The 15,764-nt window shown below is 64.8% G+C and carries 15 protein-coding genes; 11 read left to right on the top strand and 4 right to left on the bottom strand.

The window, feature by feature from the left end:
* The first annotated feature begins 57 nt into the window (after positions 1 to 57).
* From QGV55_RS15720 to QGV55_RS15700, 5 genes are all read left to right on the top strand, one after another.
* Positions 58 to 633 carry a hypothetical protein gene (locus tag QGV55_RS15720; RefSeq protein ID WP_281019705.1) on the top strand — a complete coding sequence of 192 codons (576 nt, stop codon included), beginning with the start codon at positions 58 to 60 and terminating at the stop codon, positions 631 to 633.
* A 4-nt stretch (positions 634 to 637) separates the two neighbouring features.
* Positions 638 to 2,644: a hypothetical protein gene (locus tag QGV55_RS15715; RefSeq protein ID WP_281019706.1), complete on the top strand. Its 2,007-nt coding sequence runs from the start codon at positions 638 to 640 to the stop codon at positions 2,642 to 2,644.
* Between the two features lie 751 nt (positions 2,645 to 3,395).
* Entirely contained in the window at positions 3,396 to 3,779 is a 384-nt protein-coding gene (locus QGV55_RS15710) for a hypothetical protein (RefSeq protein ID WP_281019707.1), read from the top strand.
* Positions 3,772 to 4,512: a response regulator transcription factor gene (locus tag QGV55_RS15705; protein ID WP_281019708.1), complete on the top strand. Its 741-nt coding sequence runs from the start codon at positions 3,772 to 3,774 to the stop codon at positions 4,510 to 4,512. Before QGV55_RS15710 ends, QGV55_RS15705 begins: the two co-directional genes overlap by 8 nt.
* Positions 4,513 to 4,529: 17 nt before the next feature.
* Positions 4,530 to 5,993, top strand: coding sequence for a HAMP domain-containing sensor histidine kinase (locus QGV55_RS15700; RefSeq protein ID WP_281019709.1), 1,464 nt, complete (start codon positions 4,530 to 4,532; stop codon positions 5,991 to 5,993).
* 34 nt (positions 5,994 to 6,027) lie between these two features.
* On the opposite strand, the gene QGV55_RS15695 is transcribed toward QGV55_RS15700, so the two are convergent.
* Positions 6,028 to 6,384: a nuclear transport factor 2 family protein gene (locus QGV55_RS15695; protein ID WP_281019710.1), complete on the bottom strand. Its 357-nt coding sequence runs from the start codon at positions 6,382 to 6,384 to the stop codon at positions 6,028 to 6,030.
* Positions 6,385 to 6,512: 128 nt separating this feature from the next.
* Between QGV55_RS15695 and QGV55_RS15690 the strand changes: the two genes are divergently transcribed.
* The 6 genes from QGV55_RS15690 to QGV55_RS15665 all read left to right on the top strand — a co-directional run bounded on the left by QGV55_RS15690 (position 6,513) and on the right by QGV55_RS15665 (position 11,724).
* Positions 6,513 to 6,812: a cytochrome C gene (locus QGV55_RS15690; RefSeq protein ID WP_281019711.1), complete on the top strand. Its 300-nt coding sequence runs from the start codon at positions 6,513 to 6,515 to the stop codon at positions 6,810 to 6,812.
* A 1-nt stretch (position 6,813) separates the two neighbouring features.
* Positions 6,814 to 8,097: an NAD(P)/FAD-dependent oxidoreductase gene (locus QGV55_RS15685; protein WP_281019712.1), complete on the top strand. Its 1,284-nt coding sequence runs from the start codon at positions 6,814 to 6,816 to the stop codon at positions 8,095 to 8,097.
* Between the two features lie 148 nt (positions 8,098 to 8,245).
* Positions 8,246 to 8,671: a hypothetical protein gene (locus tag QGV55_RS15680; RefSeq protein ID WP_281019713.1), complete on the top strand. Its 426-nt coding sequence runs from the start codon at positions 8,246 to 8,248 to the stop codon at positions 8,669 to 8,671.
* A gap of 53 nt (positions 8,672 to 8,724) precedes the next feature.
* On the top strand, positions 8,725 to 9,846 hold the full coding sequence (locus QGV55_RS15675) for an ABC transporter substrate-binding protein (RefSeq protein WP_281019714.1): 1,122 nt from the start codon (positions 8,725 to 8,727) through the stop codon (positions 9,844 to 9,846).
* Between the two features lie 76 nt (positions 9,847 to 9,922).
* Positions 9,923 to 10,969 (top strand): iron ABC transporter permease, encoded by a 1,047-nt coding sequence (locus QGV55_RS15670; RefSeq protein ID WP_281019715.1) that lies wholly within the window; start codon positions 9,923 to 9,925, stop codon positions 10,967 to 10,969.
* Positions 10,969 to 11,724 (top strand): ABC transporter ATP-binding protein, encoded by a 756-nt coding sequence (locus QGV55_RS15665; RefSeq protein WP_281019716.1) that lies wholly within the window; start codon positions 10,969 to 10,971, stop codon positions 11,722 to 11,724. Before QGV55_RS15670 ends, QGV55_RS15665 begins: the two co-directional genes overlap by 1 nt.
* A gap of 17 nt (positions 11,725 to 11,741) precedes the next feature.
* On the opposite strand, the gene acs is transcribed toward QGV55_RS15665, so the two are convergent.
* From acs to apaG, 3 genes are all read right to left on the bottom strand, one after another.
* Positions 11,742 to 13,682 carry an acetate--CoA ligase gene (gene acs, locus QGV55_RS15660; RefSeq protein WP_281019717.1) on the bottom strand — a complete coding sequence of 647 codons (1,941 nt, stop codon included), beginning with the start codon at positions 13,680 to 13,682 and terminating at the stop codon, positions 11,742 to 11,744.
* A gap of 117 nt (positions 13,683 to 13,799) precedes the next feature.
* A complete protein-coding gene (locus QGV55_RS15655; RefSeq protein ID WP_281019718.1) occupies positions 13,800 to 15,248 on the bottom strand; it encodes a TrkH family potassium uptake protein in 1,449 nt (482 codons plus the stop codon).
* An 11-nt stretch (positions 15,249 to 15,259) separates the two neighbouring features.
* Positions 15,260 to 15,685 (bottom strand): Co2+/Mg2+ efflux protein ApaG, encoded by a 426-nt coding sequence (gene apaG / locus QGV55_RS15650; protein WP_281019719.1) that lies wholly within the window; start codon positions 15,683 to 15,685, stop codon positions 15,260 to 15,262.
* Positions 15,686 to 15,764: the final 79 nt, after the last annotated feature.

The raw sequence follows: 15,764 nt of genomic DNA, 5'->3' as shown, positions 1-15,764 counted from the left end.
TGCCGAGCGGTGCCGCGTTCCCCACCCCTTCTTTCCTTCATTCAAGGGAGGCCGCCAATGGCCCTCAACAGCGTGCAGCTTTGCGCACGGGCGCTGCTCAAGGTCGGTGCACAGCCGATCAGCAGTTTCGAGGAGAATACCGCCGAGGCCGAGATTGCCTCGCTTCTGTATGGGGTCTGCCGTGATTCCCTGCTTTCGGGCCATCCCTGGTCCTTTGCCACCGCTCAGGTCCGGCTTGCCAGGCTGGACGAGACCCCGCGCGCCGACTTTGATCATGCGTTCAGCCTGCCCGGCGATTTCCTGCGGGTCCTGTCCGCCGGTCATGGCCAGTCCGGGCGCGGTCGGGGCATTTCCTATCGCATTCAGGAACGGCGGCTGCATGCCAACGCCGAGACCCTGATGCTCACCTACATCTTTCGCCCTGACGAGAGCGCCTTTCCGGCCTTCTTCGATCAGGCGCTGATCTGTCGGCTGGCGGCCGATCTCTGTCTGCCGCTGACCGAGAACACCAGCCGCACCGAGATGCTGGCGAATGCAGCGGAACGGGAGTTTGCGCGCGCCCGCACCATCGACGGTCAGCAGCAGACACCGCAGACGATCGAACGTTTCCCGCTTGTCGACGTGAGAGGATGAACCGATGCCCAGACGTACAGCCCTGCAGCAGTTCAGCTTCACCAGTGGCATGCTGGATCCCGCCGTCGAGGCACGTACCGACGTCCGGGCCTATTTCGCCGGGGCCCGGGATCTGACCAATGTGCTGGGCATGGCCCAAGGCGGTGTGACCACGCGAGGCGGGTTTCGTCATGTCGCCGAAATCGAACCACCCGAGGGCGAAGAGACCATCCGTCTGGCGAGTTTCACCTTCGCACTCGGCAAGTCCTATCTGATCGCCTTCTCGCACCGGCGCATCGACGTCTTCGAGGATGGTGTCCTGAACCAGTCCTTGATCCCCGATCCCGAGGTCCCGGATGACGCGGACAGGTTCTTCACCTCGGATGAACTGGCTGATGTCTCATGGACGCAGAGTCTCGACACCATGATCCTGGTGCATCCGGATTACCCGCCCCGACGGTTGCTGCGCCAGCATGACGGTGAGGGTGAGGACTGGGTGCTGGGCGCACTTCCGCTGACGAACACGCCGACCTTCAACTTCCGCGGACTGACGCTCGGGACGGCATCCATCTCCATTTCCGGGGACACGGCGACAGTGACATCGACGGATGACATCGACTTCGCGTCCGTCGACCTGTCGGAAGGGGCACCGACGTTCTGGGTCCGGATCCATGGCGGTCTGGTCCGGGTGACGGCAAGGACCAGCGCTACGGTCGTCGAAGGTACGGTCGTGCAGACCCCGGAGGAAACGACGGCTGCAGAGCCGGGCCTCTGGACGGTCGAGGAGGATGCGTGGTCGGACCTGCGCGGCTGGCCTCGGTCAGTCAACCTGTTCCAGGGCCGACTCTACTTCGGACAGAACAGGTCCCGCCCGCAGACCATCTGGGGGTCCCGGGCCGGATCTTTCTTCGACTTCGGAACGACAGCGGATGTTCTGGATGACGAAGCCGTCGAGCTGACGCTGGACAATGACCAGATCGCCGCTGTGGAGCAGCTCTTCGTCTCCAACGACTTTCTCGCCATGACATCTGGCGGCGTCTATGCCTGTACCGAGACGCCGGTCACACCAGCCAACTTCTTCTTCAGGCGGCAGAGCGAGCTGCCCGCAGCGCCGATACGCCCGGTGGAGCTGGATGGCGTGGTCGTGTTCATCCGTTCCTCCAGCGACTCGGTGCGCGCGACCTGCAATGAGCTGGTGTTCGACGATGCCCGGCAGGTGCTGGTGCCGCAGGATCTGGGGTTGCTGGCCGGTGGCCTGATCGATTCGCCGGTCGATATGACAGCGCGACAGGGTACGGAGCTGGACGGTGCCAATCACCTGATGCTCGCCAACGCGGACGGTACGATTGCTGTTCTGAACACCCGTCGCGCTCAGAACATCGCCGGATGGACCCGCCTTCGTCTGGGGGGTGGCGGTCTCGTCAAGGCCATCTGTGCCGTCGGCGCCCGGGTCTATGCTGTCGTGTCCCGGCAACTGTCGGGAAGCACGCGCTGGTTCGTCGAATGTCTGGAGCCTGGGTCCTGTCTGGATTCCTCGGTTGTCGCTACGCCGGTTGGCGTCGTGCCGGCGACGGAATGGAATGGCCTGGAAGTACTGGACGGTAGCGAGGTGCACCTGTTCAGCGAAGGCGTGGATCTTGGTGCCGCGACCGTGGTCGATGGCGCCGTCACGACCCCGGAAGCGGTCGACAGTCTCGAAGTCGGGTTTCCGTTCGGCTGGACGGTGGAGACTATGCCGCTGGAGGCGGAACTGACGGACGGCACCTTCATCGGCAACAGGCATCGCCTGGTGCGCGCCACGATCCGCACGGGTCGCGCAGGCCGGTTCGCGGTCAATGGCCGGGATGTCGAGCCACGAACATTCGGTTCCGCTTCCTTCGGCAGCGCCGACCAGGTGGCTGCCAGACTGGCGACTGTTCGCCTGCTCGGGTGGAACGGCGGTCGCGGCGATGTCGGGGCAACTGTCTGCGTGACCGGAAAATCGACCGAGCCAGCAAGTATTCTCTCCATCACAGCAGAGGTGACACAGTAATGGCTGATCCAGTTTCCGCAGGAATAGCGACCCTGGGGCTTTCTGCCCTTTCGAGCGCGCAGCAGGCATCGGCGGCATCGGCCACGCGCCGGGTATCCCGTGCCCGCACCCGCCTTGACCTTGCCCGAAGCGATCGCGAGGGACAGGAGCAACTTGCCCGGACCTTGGCACGTCAGAATGTTCAGGGTGGGGCTCGGGGAGTTGCCGCATCCAGCGGTTCGCTCATGCGCCAGGCGATGGCGGCACGGCGTGCGGTCCGACGCAGCAGCGGTCTTGCCCGTGGGGCCGCATCGCTGGAGGATTCGATTGCCGATCAGCGCGCACGATCCCGGACCATTGGCAGCCTGATCGATTTCGGTCGGGCAGGCTTACGTTTTGGCAGAATCCTTGAGGCGGGCGCGTTGTCACGCCAATGAAGTCTGTCAGTTCTGTCGCGACCGTGGTGCGGTGATCGCTGCCGTCCTCTGACAGTGGACACCTTATCGATCCGGCGAATAACGTGATAAGCATCGGAATTCCCCTGCAGATCGTAACGGGGTACCATGAAGCTCCACTATCGGTAGGGGGATTGGCCCGGATGAATTGGCTCGGGTCCGCAGCAGCTCTGACGCTTGTTGTTATTCTGGCTGCCTGCGAGCAGTTACCGCCGCCACAGGCCGGGGGCGCTCAGCGGTCCCTGGCGGGTGGTGCAGCGAGTCCGCAGACCGAGCCGTCGCCCGGTCTTGCGGTGCTGGCGCCGGGGGAGCAGCAGGTGCCGCCTCTGCCCCCGCGGCGTCCCGTCGCCAGGGCCGGTGTGGTCGAGCCGGGGCCTTCTACCCGGGCGAGTCGCGATGCCGAAGCGCCTGTCGGCGGGGAACTGAGGGAGAAACCACCTTTTGGCGAGCTCGTGGGCCTGAATGCCGACGAGTTGCTGCGCCAGATGGGCTCCCCATCCGAAGTGCGGATACAATCACCTGCCACGATCTGGGAATACCGGTTCTCCGGCTGCACACTGGCGCTGTTCCTGTTCCGTGACGTGAACAACCAGCTGCTGAAGGCCCTGACGTTCGAGACGGCGGGACTGGAGGTCGATACAACGGTCGGAAGGGATGAACGGTGTCCCGATCCGATAGCGGAGAAAGTTGCTGATGGGTGAGCAGCCGCAGCCTCGTATTTTCCTGGTTGATGACGACGACCTGTTCCGGGAATCGGTGGCTCAGAACCTCGAGGACGCTGGCTTCAGCGTTCAGGAATTCCCGGATGGGCCTGATGTGATCGCGGCGCTGGAGGCCGGCGGCGCGCCAGGCCTCATCCTGCTCGACTGGAAGATGCCACGGATGAACGGCATCGAGGTCCTGAAGCAGATTCGGGCGGACGGGATCGAATTGCCTGTCATTTTCCTGACCGTCCTGAGCGATCAGATCTACGAGGAGGCGGCACTGATCGGTGGCGCGGTCGATTTCATCGAGAAATCCCGCAGCTTTTCCATTCTGAAATGGCGGATCGAACTGATTCTTGGCGGCACGCGCGGGGCGGCTGGAAACAGCGACGCAGCATCGGCGGAACATCGGGCTGGCGACCTGCTGCTGGACACGGATTCCGCCCGCACGCTCTGGAAGGAGCATGAGGTCGACCTGACAATCTCCGAATTTGCCGTGGTGCGTCACCTGGCGGAGAATGCGGGCCGCAACATGCGTTATCGGGAGATCTACGATCTGGTACGTGGCGAGGGCTTTCACGCGGGGTCCGGCGACGACGGTTTCCGCACGAATGTCCGCAGCATCATCAAGCGTATCCGTCGCAAGTTCGAGACTATCGATCCGGAGTTTGCCGAGATCGAAAACTATCCCGGATTCGGCTACCGCTGGCGCAAGGCACGCGATGCCTGATCGGATCAGGTAGGCTGATGTCCCGCTTCCTGCGTTCCCTCTGGATGCGCCTCGTCATTCTGTCCGCGATTCTCGCCATCGTGCCTGCGATCATCTACCTGCAACTGCAGCAGGCGGACAGTGAGCGACGCAGTCTGCTGCGTCAGGCGGTGGCGGAGCAGGGCGCGCTGATCGCCAGCGGCATTCTCTCATCACTTGATCCCACGCGCCTGCCGGAGCTGCAGGAAGTGCTTGCCCGGTTCGACAGCAGCGGCAATGGCATCCGGGTGCTGTTCCGGCCCGCGGGTGACAGCGGTGGATTCTTCTTTGTCGGGGCCTGGCCGACGATTTCCGAGAATGCCTTCGACAGCGAGAAGCAGCGCTTGCTGGCGACTGGTGCGCTTTCCATTCTGCAGGACAACTGCGCCTGGGCGGGGCGCACCGGTTCCGTATACGAAACGGTCTCCGGCAGCCGCCGGGCCATCACATCGGTGACACCCGTCAGCAATGCGGCCGGTTGCTGGGTTGTGGTGACCACGAAGGCGGAAGTTGCGCGTCTGGGATCGCCTGCGGAAGTGCCCTACTGGCAGAGCCCGGAAATGCTGGTCAGCGCCGGGATCTACCTGTTGATGGTCGTTGCAGTCTTTGGCCTGTTCCTGTCGGTACGGCGCAACCTGCAGCGATTTGCCGACCTGGCGGGTGTGATGCGGCGGGGAGGTGGCCGCCAGTCCAGTTTCCGTGACCTCAACCGACTGCCGGAACTGGATGGGGTTGCCCGCAGTTTCGATGACATGGTGGGCAGCCTGCGTCGTTCCGCCGATCAGTTGCGGACTTCGGCTGAAGAGAATGCACACGCCCTCAAGACCCCTGTCGGCGTCATTGCACAGGCCCTGGAGCCGCTCCGGCGGGCACTGCCGGATGTGAAGGCCGCACCCCACCAGTCCATCGAACGGATCGACCGTGCCGTGGAGCGCCTCGACAGCCTTATCGGTGCCATTCGCCGCAGTGAGGAGGCGACTGCCGCACTGATCTCGCCGGACAAGACACGTCTGGACCTCGCCGACCTGATCGGGCGCATTGTCGATGGCTTCGCGGAGGTCGCGGAGGAATCGGGGGCGACGATCAGTGTCCGGAGTGAAGGCCGCACGACGGTCGTGGGGAACAGGGATCTGCTCACCATCGCCATCGAGAACCCGTTGGAGAATGCCCTTGGCCTGCTGGGTCAGGACGGCGAGATCACGATCACGATCCGACCCGTCGGGGAAGGCATGGTGGAAGCCCGGATCTCCGACAACGGGCCGGGTGTGCCGGAGGACCGGCTGGAGTTCATCTTCCTCCGCCATGTCACGATCCGCGATACAGGCGGGGCCGACGATGGGCACGACGGTCTCGGCCTGTGGCTGACCCGCCGGAATGTCGAGGCCCTTGGCGGAACGGCGGTGGCGGAGCGCAATCCCGAAGGTGGATTGTCCATCGTCCTGCGCCTGCCGGAGGCGCGCTGAGCACCGGCCCTGAACGTATCCCGCCGTTCACCATTCAGCGGCTGTGCTGGGCAGCTCCCTGAACGATCAAACCGTCGGTTCCATAGCGGAGGAACTCCGCCACCAGCCGATCGGCCTCATTGAAGTAGGTCACCACAAGGCTGTCAGCCCCGGCAAAGGTCCCTTGTCGACGGAAGTGCAGATTGGGCTTTCGCTGCAGCGCCCGGGCCCAGTAGCCGCGCAGCGCCGTCTTGCCGGTGAGGACGCCGGTCGGATCGATACCCAGATCCTGAATATAGGGTGAGGCCATGCTCGCATCCTCGGCATAGAGCGCCAGAATGGCCTCCAGATCGTGACTGTTCCAGGCCTCGATCCAGGTCATTGCCCGGTCCTGGGCGCACGAAAATTCCATGATCTCCTCCCCAATATGAGTCAATATTACTGATATAGTCATATATACTGACATAAAATTCAAGCGGAGTTGAAGGCAGGATCCCGCCTGCTGGCGTGCTAGGCTGAGAGAAAACAGGAGGGGGACGCATGATCCGGAACATCGCGGTGGCGGTTTGCCTGACGGTTTTCGTGTCTGGTCCGGCTGCCGCCGGGGATGTGACCGAGGCCGCCGTTCTGGCGCTTTCCTGCGCTGCCTGCCATGGCCCCGGCGGTGCGAGTCCGGGCAGCATTCCTGCCATCGACCGGCTCACACCGTCCGAGATCGTCGCGGCGCTTCGGGCGTTCCGGTCCGGAACACGCCCTGCGACGGTCATGGACCGAATCGCCAAAGGCTATTCGGATGCGGAGATCGCACAACTGTCCGGCCAGTTCGGGAAGGGGAGATAGCATGTCTCCGGTTCTTTCCCGTCGTGATATCGGTCGCCTTGCGGTTGGTGTGGCCGCAGCCACCGTACTCGGTGCAGGCCCGGCACGCGCGGCCCGCAAGGTGGATGTCGTTGTCGTCGGCGGCGGGTTCGGCGGGGCAACTGCAGCCCGTTATCTGAAACAGTTCGCGCCGGGGCTGTCTGTCGTGCTTGTGGAGCAGAACCGCACCTTCCACACCTGTCCGTTCAGCAACCTCGTTCTGGGCGGTCTGCGGCAGATTTCCGATATTGCGCATACCTACGACCGGCTGTCGGACAGGTTCGGGGTGGAGGTCGTGCACCAGCGGGCCCTGGCGCTGGATGTGGAGACCCGGACCGTGCGGCTTGCCGACGGCAGCGGGATCGGTTTCGAGAAGGCGGTGCTGTCCCCCGGTGTCGACATGCGCTGGAACGCCCTGTCAGGCTACGATGAGGCCGCATCGGAGGTGATGCCCCATGCCTGGAAGGCGGGACCGCAGACCGTGCTGCTGCGCCGGCAACTGGAAGCCATGGTCGATGGCGAGACCGTGATCATTGCGCCGCCCGCCAATCCCTTCCGTTGCCCGCCAGGGCCCTATGAACGGGCGAGCCTGATTGCGCACTGGCTGCAGCAGAACCGGCCGAAGTCGAAGGTTCTGATCCTCGACGCGAAGGACGGATTCTCGAAACAGGGCCTGTTCATGCAGGCCTGGTCTGGTCTCTATCCCGGCATGATCGAACATGTCCCGGCCCGCGACGACGGGCGCATCGTCAACGTGAGCGCGTCCGGGCGATGGGTGGAGACGGCGTTCGGCACGCGACATTCCGGCGGCGTGATCAACATCATCCCGCCCCAGTGGGCGGGGGCCATTGCCCGCGATGCCGGACTGGCCAATGCCGACGGCTGGTGTCCGGTCGATCCGACGACATTCGCGTCGGAGATGGCACCGGACATTCATGTCATCGGCGATGCCGCGATTGCCGGACAGATGCCGAAGTCAGGTTTCTCCGCAAACAGTCAGGGCAAGGTGGCGGCAGCGAACATCGTCAGGGTGCTGGCCGGCGAGGCGCCGGTCTCCGGCTCCTTTGCCAATACCTGTTACAGTCTCGTGGCCCCGGATTACGGCATCTCCGTCGCCAAGGTCTACCGCTCGACCCAGGACGGCATCATCGGCATCGACGGCTCCGGCGGTCTCAGCCCCATGGATGGGGGAGCTGCTGTTCGGGCGCACGAAGCCCGGTTTGCAGAAGGCTGGTACGCGTCGATCACGCGGGACATGTTCGGCTGAGGGCGGCGTGGCCCCGCACATGCACGACCCTGATACCACGCGTTCTGGTTCTGATCGTCGCACGGCGCTGATTGCGATTGCGTTGCAGGTACTTGACTGTGCAGCCTGACCATTCCTGCACCCTCCTTGCCCCGGACCAGATCACCTAGTGCGCAAGAAAATTCCAGCCCTGGCCCCGCTCGTCGCCTGGATCATCGTCCAGTTCCTGATGACGTGGGCAGTTGCCGCGGCACCCGTGACCGTGGGCGGCAGTCTGGACCAGGCGAAGTTCCGCAGCCTGATCGCCGCCGGGGTTCAGGAACTGGTGATCTGTACGCCGTCAGGTCTGAAGGTGATCGACCTTTCAGATGGCACGGCGCGGGAAAAGTCGGAGTCCGGTGGTTCAGGCTGCGAATGGTGCCACGGTTTCGGCGCGTCTGTTCTGCCTGCGCCGGAGCGTGTCGCGACCGACGTCGTTCTGACCGTCACCGGTATCATCATGGCGCCCGCCCGGCAGCCCGCATGCATTGCGCGCCCGCACGGCATCGGATTTTCGTCCCGCGCGCCCCCTCTTCTGGCCCTGCATCAAAGCTGAACCGACGGTGCCTGACGGCACCTCTGCATGCATGTACAGAGAGAAAACCGATGATGAACCGACGTATGTTCGCCGGCGCCGCCATGGCGCTTGCCTTCACCGTGGCTGCGCCCGCAATTCTCGCCGCCAGTCCCGACAATGCCGAAACGAAGACCGTGACCGATGTGCTGGATCGCCAGGTGACGATCCCCGTCAGGGCCGAGCGCATCCTGCTCGGGTTCTATTTCGAGGACTTCTATGCCGTTGGCGGCCCGGATGCCTATGGCCGGGTCGCTGCAATCTCCCGCGATGCCTGGGAAGGCTGGCGGAACCTGCAATGGAAGGCCTATACCGCCGTCGATCCCCGGCTGGAACAGCTGATCGATGTCGGCGAGGTCGATGCGGGTACCTTCTCCGTCGAGAAGGCGCTGGCCGCCCGCCCTGACGTCGCTGTCCTGGCGGAGTGGCAGTTCAATGCCCTCGGCGACGTGGTGAACCGTCTGGAGGATGCAGGCATCCCCGTTGTCGTTGCGGACTACAACGCGCAGACCGTGGAGCGGCATGTCGCGTCCACCCTGCTGCTGGGTGCCGTGCTGGGGCAGCATGATCGTGCGAAGGCGCTGGCCGATGCCTATGCCGCCGCCGTCGCGGATGTGCGCGCCCGTGTCGCCGGGGTCACCACATCCGCGCCGAAAGTCTATGTGGAGCTTGGCAACCGGGGACCGGACGAGCTTGGCAATACCTATGCCGGACACATGTGGGGGGCCATGATCGACCTAGCCGGGGGGCGTAACATTGCTGACGGACAGGTCGCGAAGTGGAGCCCGCTGAGCGCCGAATTCGTGCTGGCACAGGACCCGGACGTGATCCTTGTTGCCGGGTCCGGCTGGATCGGTCGGGATCAGGCCGTGGTCATGGGACCGGGCATCGACGCCCACGCGACCCATGCGCGGCTGCGGCCGTATCTGGATCGTCCGGGCTGGCAGGACCTCAAGGCCGTCAGGAATGGCCAGGTTCACGCGCTTTACCATGGTGGTGCGCGGACGCTGTATGACCATGCCTACCTGCAGTACATCGGGAAGGTGCTGTATCCGGATGCCTTTGCCGATCTGGATCCGCAGGCAACGCTGGACAGCTTCTTCGACACCTATCTGCCGATCCCTGCCAGGGGCAGTTACATGACGAAACTGCCCTGACCTGAAACGGGCGCATGCGCCGGTGGTCAGGACCACCGCGCATGCACCCTTTCGCCTGATCCGCAGGGGTGACACCATGACCAACGATACCTTTTCGCCCGCCAGCTATCAGGGCCTGACCGCACGGCGGCTGGTCGTGCTGGCCGCATCCACGCTGGTGCTGGGCCTGACGATCATTGCCGATATTCTGACCGGACCGGCCATGCTGGATGTCGGCGAGGTCGTGTCGGCGCTGTTCCGGCCCGGCGATGCCGACCGGGTTTCCGTTGCCATCATCCACGCCATCCGTCTGCCCATGACCTGCATGGCGTTGCTGGTCGGTGCGGCGCTGGGCCTGGCCGGGTCGCACATGCAGACCATCCTGGGCAACCCGCTGGCCAGCCCCTTTACGCTCGGCTTCTCGTCGGCGGCGGGCTTCGGGGCCGCGGCGGCGATCCTCACCGGGTTCTCGCTGCCCGTGTTCCCCGCCCTGTCGATCCCGGTCGCGGCCCTGTTCGCCTGCCTGGTCGCGGCGGTGCTGGTTTACGGTTTCTCCCGCATGCGGGGGTTGAGCGCGGAAGTCATGGTGCTGGCCGGGATCGCCACCATGTTCCTGTTCCAGTCGTTGCAGTCCATGGCCCAGTACATGGCATCGCCGGAGGTGTTGCAGCAGATCGTGTTCTGGCTGTTCGGATCGATGACCAAGGCCAACTGGACCAATGTACCCATCGCCGCACTGGTGGTTGCCGCCGGTGCCGCCCTGCTGATCCCCGACATGTGGCGGCTTACGGCCCTGCGCATGGGGGATGACCGTGCCGCGGCCATCGGGGTGGATGTCCGTCGCCTGCGTATCCGTGTCTTCGCCGTTGTCGCCCTGCTGACTGCCGGGGCGGTGGCCTTCGTCGGTACCATCGGTTTCGTGGGGCTGGTGGCCCCCCACATCGCCCGCATGCTGGTGGGGGAGGACCAGCGGTTCCTGCAACCCGTTTCGGCGCTGATGGGCGCGCTTGTCATGATGGGGGCATCCATCCTGTCGAAGGTGATTTCCCCCGGTTCGGTCATCCCCATCGGGATCGTCACCGCCGTCATCGGTGTGCCGTTCCTGTTCATTCTGATCATGCATGGCCGCAGGAGGTTCTGGTGATGCTTCGTCTGGGTAATCTGACGGTTCGCTATGGTGGGACACGGGTGCTGGACGGCATATCCGCCAGCCTGCGCCCCGGCACCTTCACTGCCCTGATCGGCCCGAACGGATCAGGCAAGTCCAGCCTGCTGCGGGCCGTGGCAGGGTTGCAGGCCCATGGCGGATCTGTCGCGCTGGGGGATCAGGTGCTCGACAGCCGCGCACGGGGGCGGGACATCGCCTACATGCCGCAGGACACCGGCGCGACATCGTCGCTGACCCTGCTGGAAGTGGTGCTGCTGGGCCGCATCCGCTCGTTGTCGCTGTCCGTTCCCCGCGACCTGATTGACGGCGCCCTGTCGGCACTGGCCCGTTTCGGGCTGGACGCGATCCAGCATCGCACGCTGGATCAGGTCAGCGGCGGGCAACGGCAGCTTGTCTTCCTGGCCCAGGCCATGTTCCGCAGCCCGAAGGTGCTGTTGCTGGATGAGCCGACGTCGGCGCTGGACCTGCGGCATCAGCTTGTCGTGCTGGAACAGGTCCGCCAGCGCGTGGCGACCGATGGCGTCATCGCGGTGGCGGCCATGCACGACCTGACCCAGGCGGCCAGCTTCGCCGACCGGATCCTGTGCCTTTCAGGGGGGCGGCTGGTCGGCGACGGGACACCGGCAGAAGTGCTGAAGGCGGGCCTGCTGCGCCGGACCTACCGTGTCCGCGCCGACATTCACGACGTCGGGCAGGGCATCCTGAGCGTGGTGCCCCGCAGCGCGATCTGACCCTGCCGGTGCTGCCGTCAGCTCCGGTTCTGGCGGTTCTCGATCAGGTCGTCGACCACGGCCGGATCCGCCAGGGTCGAGGTGTCGCCCAGACTGCCGAAATCATCCTCGGCGATCTTGCGAAGGATGCGGCGCATGATCTTGCCGGAGCGGGTCTTCGGCAGGCCGGGGGCCCACTGCAGCTTGTCGGGACTGGCGATGGGGCCGATTTCCTTGCGCACCCACTGCACCAGTTCCTTCTTCAACTCGTCGCTGCTCTCGACACCGGAATTCAGCGTGACATAGGCATAGATGCCCTGACCCTTCACATCGTGCGGATAGCCGACAACGGCGGCCTCGGCCACATTGGCGTGGGCGACCAGGGCGCTCTCGACCTCTGCGGTGCCCATGCGATGGCCGGAGACGTTGATGACGTCATCGACGCGACCGGTGATCCAGAAATAGCCGTCCTCGTCCCGGTTCGCCCCGTCGCCGGTGAAATAGCGCCCCGGATAGGTGGAGAAATAGGTCTGGATGAACCGTTCATGGTCGCCATAGACCGTGCGCATCTGCCCCGGCCAGCTGTCGGTGATGCAGAGGTTGCCGCTGGCGGCACCCTCCAGTTCCTTGCCCTGCTCGTCCACCAGAATGGGCTTGATGCCGAAGAAGGGGCGGGTGGCGGAGCCGGGCTTCAGGGCCGTGGCTCCGGGCAGCGGCGTGATCAGGATGCCGCCGGTTTCCGTCTGCCACCAGGTGTCCACGATGGGGCAGCGGGCGTCACCAACCACGTCGTAATACCACTGCCAGGCTTCCGGATTGATCGGTTCCCCGACGGAACCGAGCAGGCGCAGCGACTTGCGGCTGGCGGCCTTCACCGGGCCGTCGCCCGCACCCATCAGCGCGCGGATGGCGGTCGGCGCGGTATAGAACAGGCTGACATTGTGCTTGTCGCAGACCTGCCAGAAGCGGCCATTGTCGGGATAGTTCGGCACGCCTTCGAACATCAGCGTGATGGCACCATTGGCCAGCGGTCCGTAGAGGATATAGCTGTGGCCGGTGACCCAGCCGACATCGGCGGTGCACCAGTAGACCTCCCCCGGCCTGTAGTCGAAGACATATTCATGGGTCATGGAGGCATAGACCATGTAGCCGCCCGTGGTGTGCAGCACACCCTTCGGCTTCCCCGTCGAGCCGGAGGTATAGAGGATGAACAGCGGATCCTCAGCATTCATCGGCTCCGGCGGGCAGTCGGCGGACTGCGCCGCCGTCAGTTCCTCGTACCAGACGTCGCGGCTGTCGTTCCAGGCCACGTCTCCGCCGGTGCGCCGGACCACGACAACGGTCTTCACGTCAAGGCCGTGCCCGTCGATGGCGGCGTCCGTATTGGCCTTCAGCGGGATCTTGCGCCCGCCGCGCACCCCCTCATCCGCCGTGATCACGCAGGTGGACTCGCAATCCTCGATCCGTCCCGCCAGGGCCTCGGGGGAGAAGCCGCCGAAGACGACGGAATGCACCGCGCCGATGCGGGCGCAGGCCAGCATGGCGACCGCGGCTTCCGGAATCATCGGCATGTAGATGGTGACACGGTCCCCCTTCTGCACACCGCGCGCCTTCAGCCCGTTGGACAGGCGACAGACGCGTTCATGCAGGTCGCGGTAGGTGATGCTCTCGTCCTGGTCGGGCTCATCCCCCTCCCAGATGATCGCCGTCTGGTCGCCCTTGTCGGCCAGATGGCGGTCGAGGCAGTTGGCGGAGGCATTCAGTTCGCCATCGGCATACCACTTGATGTGCAGGTCATCCGCGTCGAAGGAGACGTCCTTCACCTGGGTGTAGTCCTTCGACCAGGTGATGCGCTTGCCGTGTTCCGCCCAGAAGCCCTCGTTGTCCTCAACGGAGCGCTTGTACATGGCCAGGTAGGTGTCGTTGTCCACGTGGGCGCTTGCCGCCCAATCGTCGCTGACGGGATAGGTATTTGCCATGGTGCGGTGTCCTCCGGGCGCGCGTTTCTTGTTGGCTGAAACGTGACATGCAAGACGCCTGTGCCGCAACGGTAAGCTTTGCCGCAATCGCTCGTCCGGTCGCGCCCCGGTTGCGGTTCAGGCCACCCAGAACCGGCGGGTGAACAGCACCAGAACGGTGAACAGTTCCAGCCGGCCCAGCAGCATGCCCGCCGACAGCAGCCATTTGGCGGTATCCGGCAGGGGCTGGAAATTGCCGCTGGGGCCGATGATGTCGCCCAGTCCGGGGCCGACGTTCGCCACGGCGGTCGCGGCGCCGGACAATGCCGTCGTCATGTCCAGACCGGTGAGCGTCAGCAGGAAGGCAAGGATCGCGAACACCATCGCGAACAGGAAGAAGTAGCTCATCACCGCGTCGGTCACATGGCTTTCGATGGGGCGACCGTTGAAACGTGGCACCAGCACGGAGTTGGGCCGGATCAGTTCCCGGATCTGCACCCGCGCATTCTCGAACATCACCCGGAAGCGGAAGATCTTGATGCCGCAACTGGTGGACCCGGCGCAGCCGCCGATGAACATGGCGAAGAAGAACACCACCGTCGCGGCGCGCCCCCACTCGCCATAATCGGCGGAGGCATAGCCGGTGCCGGTCATGACCGAGATGACGTTGAACAGCATCAGCCGCAGACCCTCCAGCGGTTCCACATGCAGGAACAGGTCGGTCAGCAGCGCCACCAGCGCCAGCAGCCCGCCGACGGTCAGGAAGAACCAGCGCACCTGGGTATCGCGCCACAGGGCCATCGGTCGCCCGCGTACCGCCTGCAGGTAGAGCACGAAGGGCAGCGACCCCAACACCATGAAGACGATGATGATCCATTCCATGTGCGGGTTGGCGAAGCCGCCCACCGAGGCGTCGCGGGTGGAGAACCCGCCGGTGGCGACGGTGGTCATGGCATGGGCCATGGCGTCGAAGGCCCCCAGCCCGGTGCCCCACAGCAACGCGGCACAGACCAGTGTCAGCACCAGATAGATCACGGCGGTCGCGCCGGCGATCTGCGCCGCGCGCGGCATGGCCTTGTCGGAGCTTTCCGAGCTTTCCATGCGGAAGAGCTGCATGCCGCCGATCTGCAGCAGCGGCAGCACGGCAATGGCGGTGACGATGATGCCGACCCCGCCAAGCCATTGCAGGATGGAACGCCAGATCAGGATGCCGGGCGGCGCATTGTCCAGCCCGATGATGACGGTGGAACCGGTGGTGGTCAGGCCCGACATGGCCTCGAAGAAGGCATCCGTATAGGACATCTCCAGTCCCGCCATGGCGAAGGGCAGCGCGGCCAGTGTCGGCAGCACCAGCCAGACGGAGGTGGTCAGCACGAAGGCCCCGCGCAGGGTCAGCCGGATGCCCCGCCGCCATGTGCAGGCCACCACCGTGCCGCCCACGAAACCGGATGCGGACGCCGCGGCCAGGAAGACCTGGTAGTCCGTGTTCCCTGCCATCAGGTCCACCGCCGCCGGGATCAGCATGGCAGCCGCCAGCATCACCGCGAAGATGCCGTTGATCAGGAATATGCCCCGGGGATCACCCATGCGGGTCCAATTCAGTTCAGTTGGGTGGCCCGGCGGGGCAGGTCGAGGGAGAAGGGCGGGATGGCGATGCGGAACCGCTCGCCGGTGCCGGACAGCATGCCGTAGTGCCCCACCATGATGCCGCTGGGCGTGCTCAGCGGGCAGCCGCTGGCGTAGGAAAAGCTCTGCCCCGGTTGCAGGATCGGTTGCTTGCCGATCACGCCGGGGCCTTCGACTTCCTCAACACGGCCATTGCCGTCGGTGATGTGCCAGTAGCGGTCCAGCAACTGCACCGTGTCCTGGCCCCCGTTCTCGATCGTCACCTCATAGGCCCAGACGTAGCGGCTCTTTGCCGGTTCCGACTGTTTCGCCAGATACACGGGCTTCACACGCACCGTCAGGTCGCCGGTGCGGGCGACATAGCGGCCATCGGTATCGAATTGCTGTTCTGCGGACATGCCGCGGAGTATCCGGCGCACCCCGTTGATTGTCCAGCGAGCGGATTGCCGGATCAGCAGTTTGCACGCGTCTTGCCGG

Source organism: Minwuia sp. IMCC3009 (genome assembly GCF_029909415.1).
Taxonomy (GTDB): Bacteria; Pseudomonadota; Alphaproteobacteria; order Minwuiales; family Minwuiaceae; genus Minwuia.
The sequence above is the reverse complement of the archived record's forward strand: the minus strand, read 5'-3'. Positions and strand labels throughout refer to the sequence as shown.

Bases quoted from the DNA above. Each gene is read 5' to 3' on its own strand.
- acs (WP_281019717.1), bottom strand. From the start codon at position 13,682: ATGGCAAATACCTATCCCGTCAGCGACGATTGGGCGGCAAGCGCCCAC.
- QGV55_RS15720 (WP_281019705.1), top strand. From the start codon at position 58: ATGGCCCTCAACAGCGTGCAGCTTTGCGCACGGGCGCTGCTCAAGGTC.
- QGV55_RS15690 (WP_281019711.1), top strand. From the start codon at position 6,513: ATGATCCGGAACATCGCGGTGGCGGTTTGCCTGACGGTTTTCGTGTCT.
- QGV55_RS15715 (WP_281019706.1), top strand. From the start codon at position 638: ATGCCCAGACGTACAGCCCTGCAGCAGTTCAGCTTCACCAGTGGCATG.
- QGV55_RS15655 (WP_281019718.1), bottom strand. From the start codon at position 15,248: ATGGGTGATCCCCGGGGCATATTCCTGATCAACGGCATCTTCGCGGTG.
- QGV55_RS15670 (WP_281019715.1), top strand. From the start codon at position 9,923: ATGACCAACGATACCTTTTCGCCCGCCAGCTATCAGGGCCTGACCGCA.
- QGV55_RS15700 (WP_281019709.1), top strand. From the start codon at position 4,530: ATGTCCCGCTTCCTGCGTTCCCTCTGGATGCGCCTCGTCATTCTGTCC.
- apaG (WP_281019719.1), bottom strand. From the start codon at position 15,685: ATGTCCGCAGAACAGCAATTCGATACCGATGGCCGCTATGTCGCCCGC.
- QGV55_RS15665 (WP_281019716.1), top strand. From the start codon at position 10,969: ATGCTTCGTCTGGGTAATCTGACGGTTCGCTATGGTGGGACACGGGTG.
- QGV55_RS15675 (WP_281019714.1), top strand. From the start codon at position 8,725: ATGAACCGACGTATGTTCGCCGGCGCCGCCATGGCGCTTGCCTTCACC.
- QGV55_RS15695 (WP_281019710.1), bottom strand. From the start codon at position 6,384: ATGGAATTTTCGTGCGCCCAGGACCGGGCAATGACCTGGATCGAGGCC.
- QGV55_RS15685 (WP_281019712.1), top strand. From the start codon at position 6,814: ATGTCTCCGGTTCTTTCCCGTCGTGATATCGGTCGCCTTGCGGTTGGT.
- QGV55_RS15705 (WP_281019708.1), top strand. From the start codon at position 3,772: ATGGGTGAGCAGCCGCAGCCTCGTATTTTCCTGGTTGATGACGACGAC.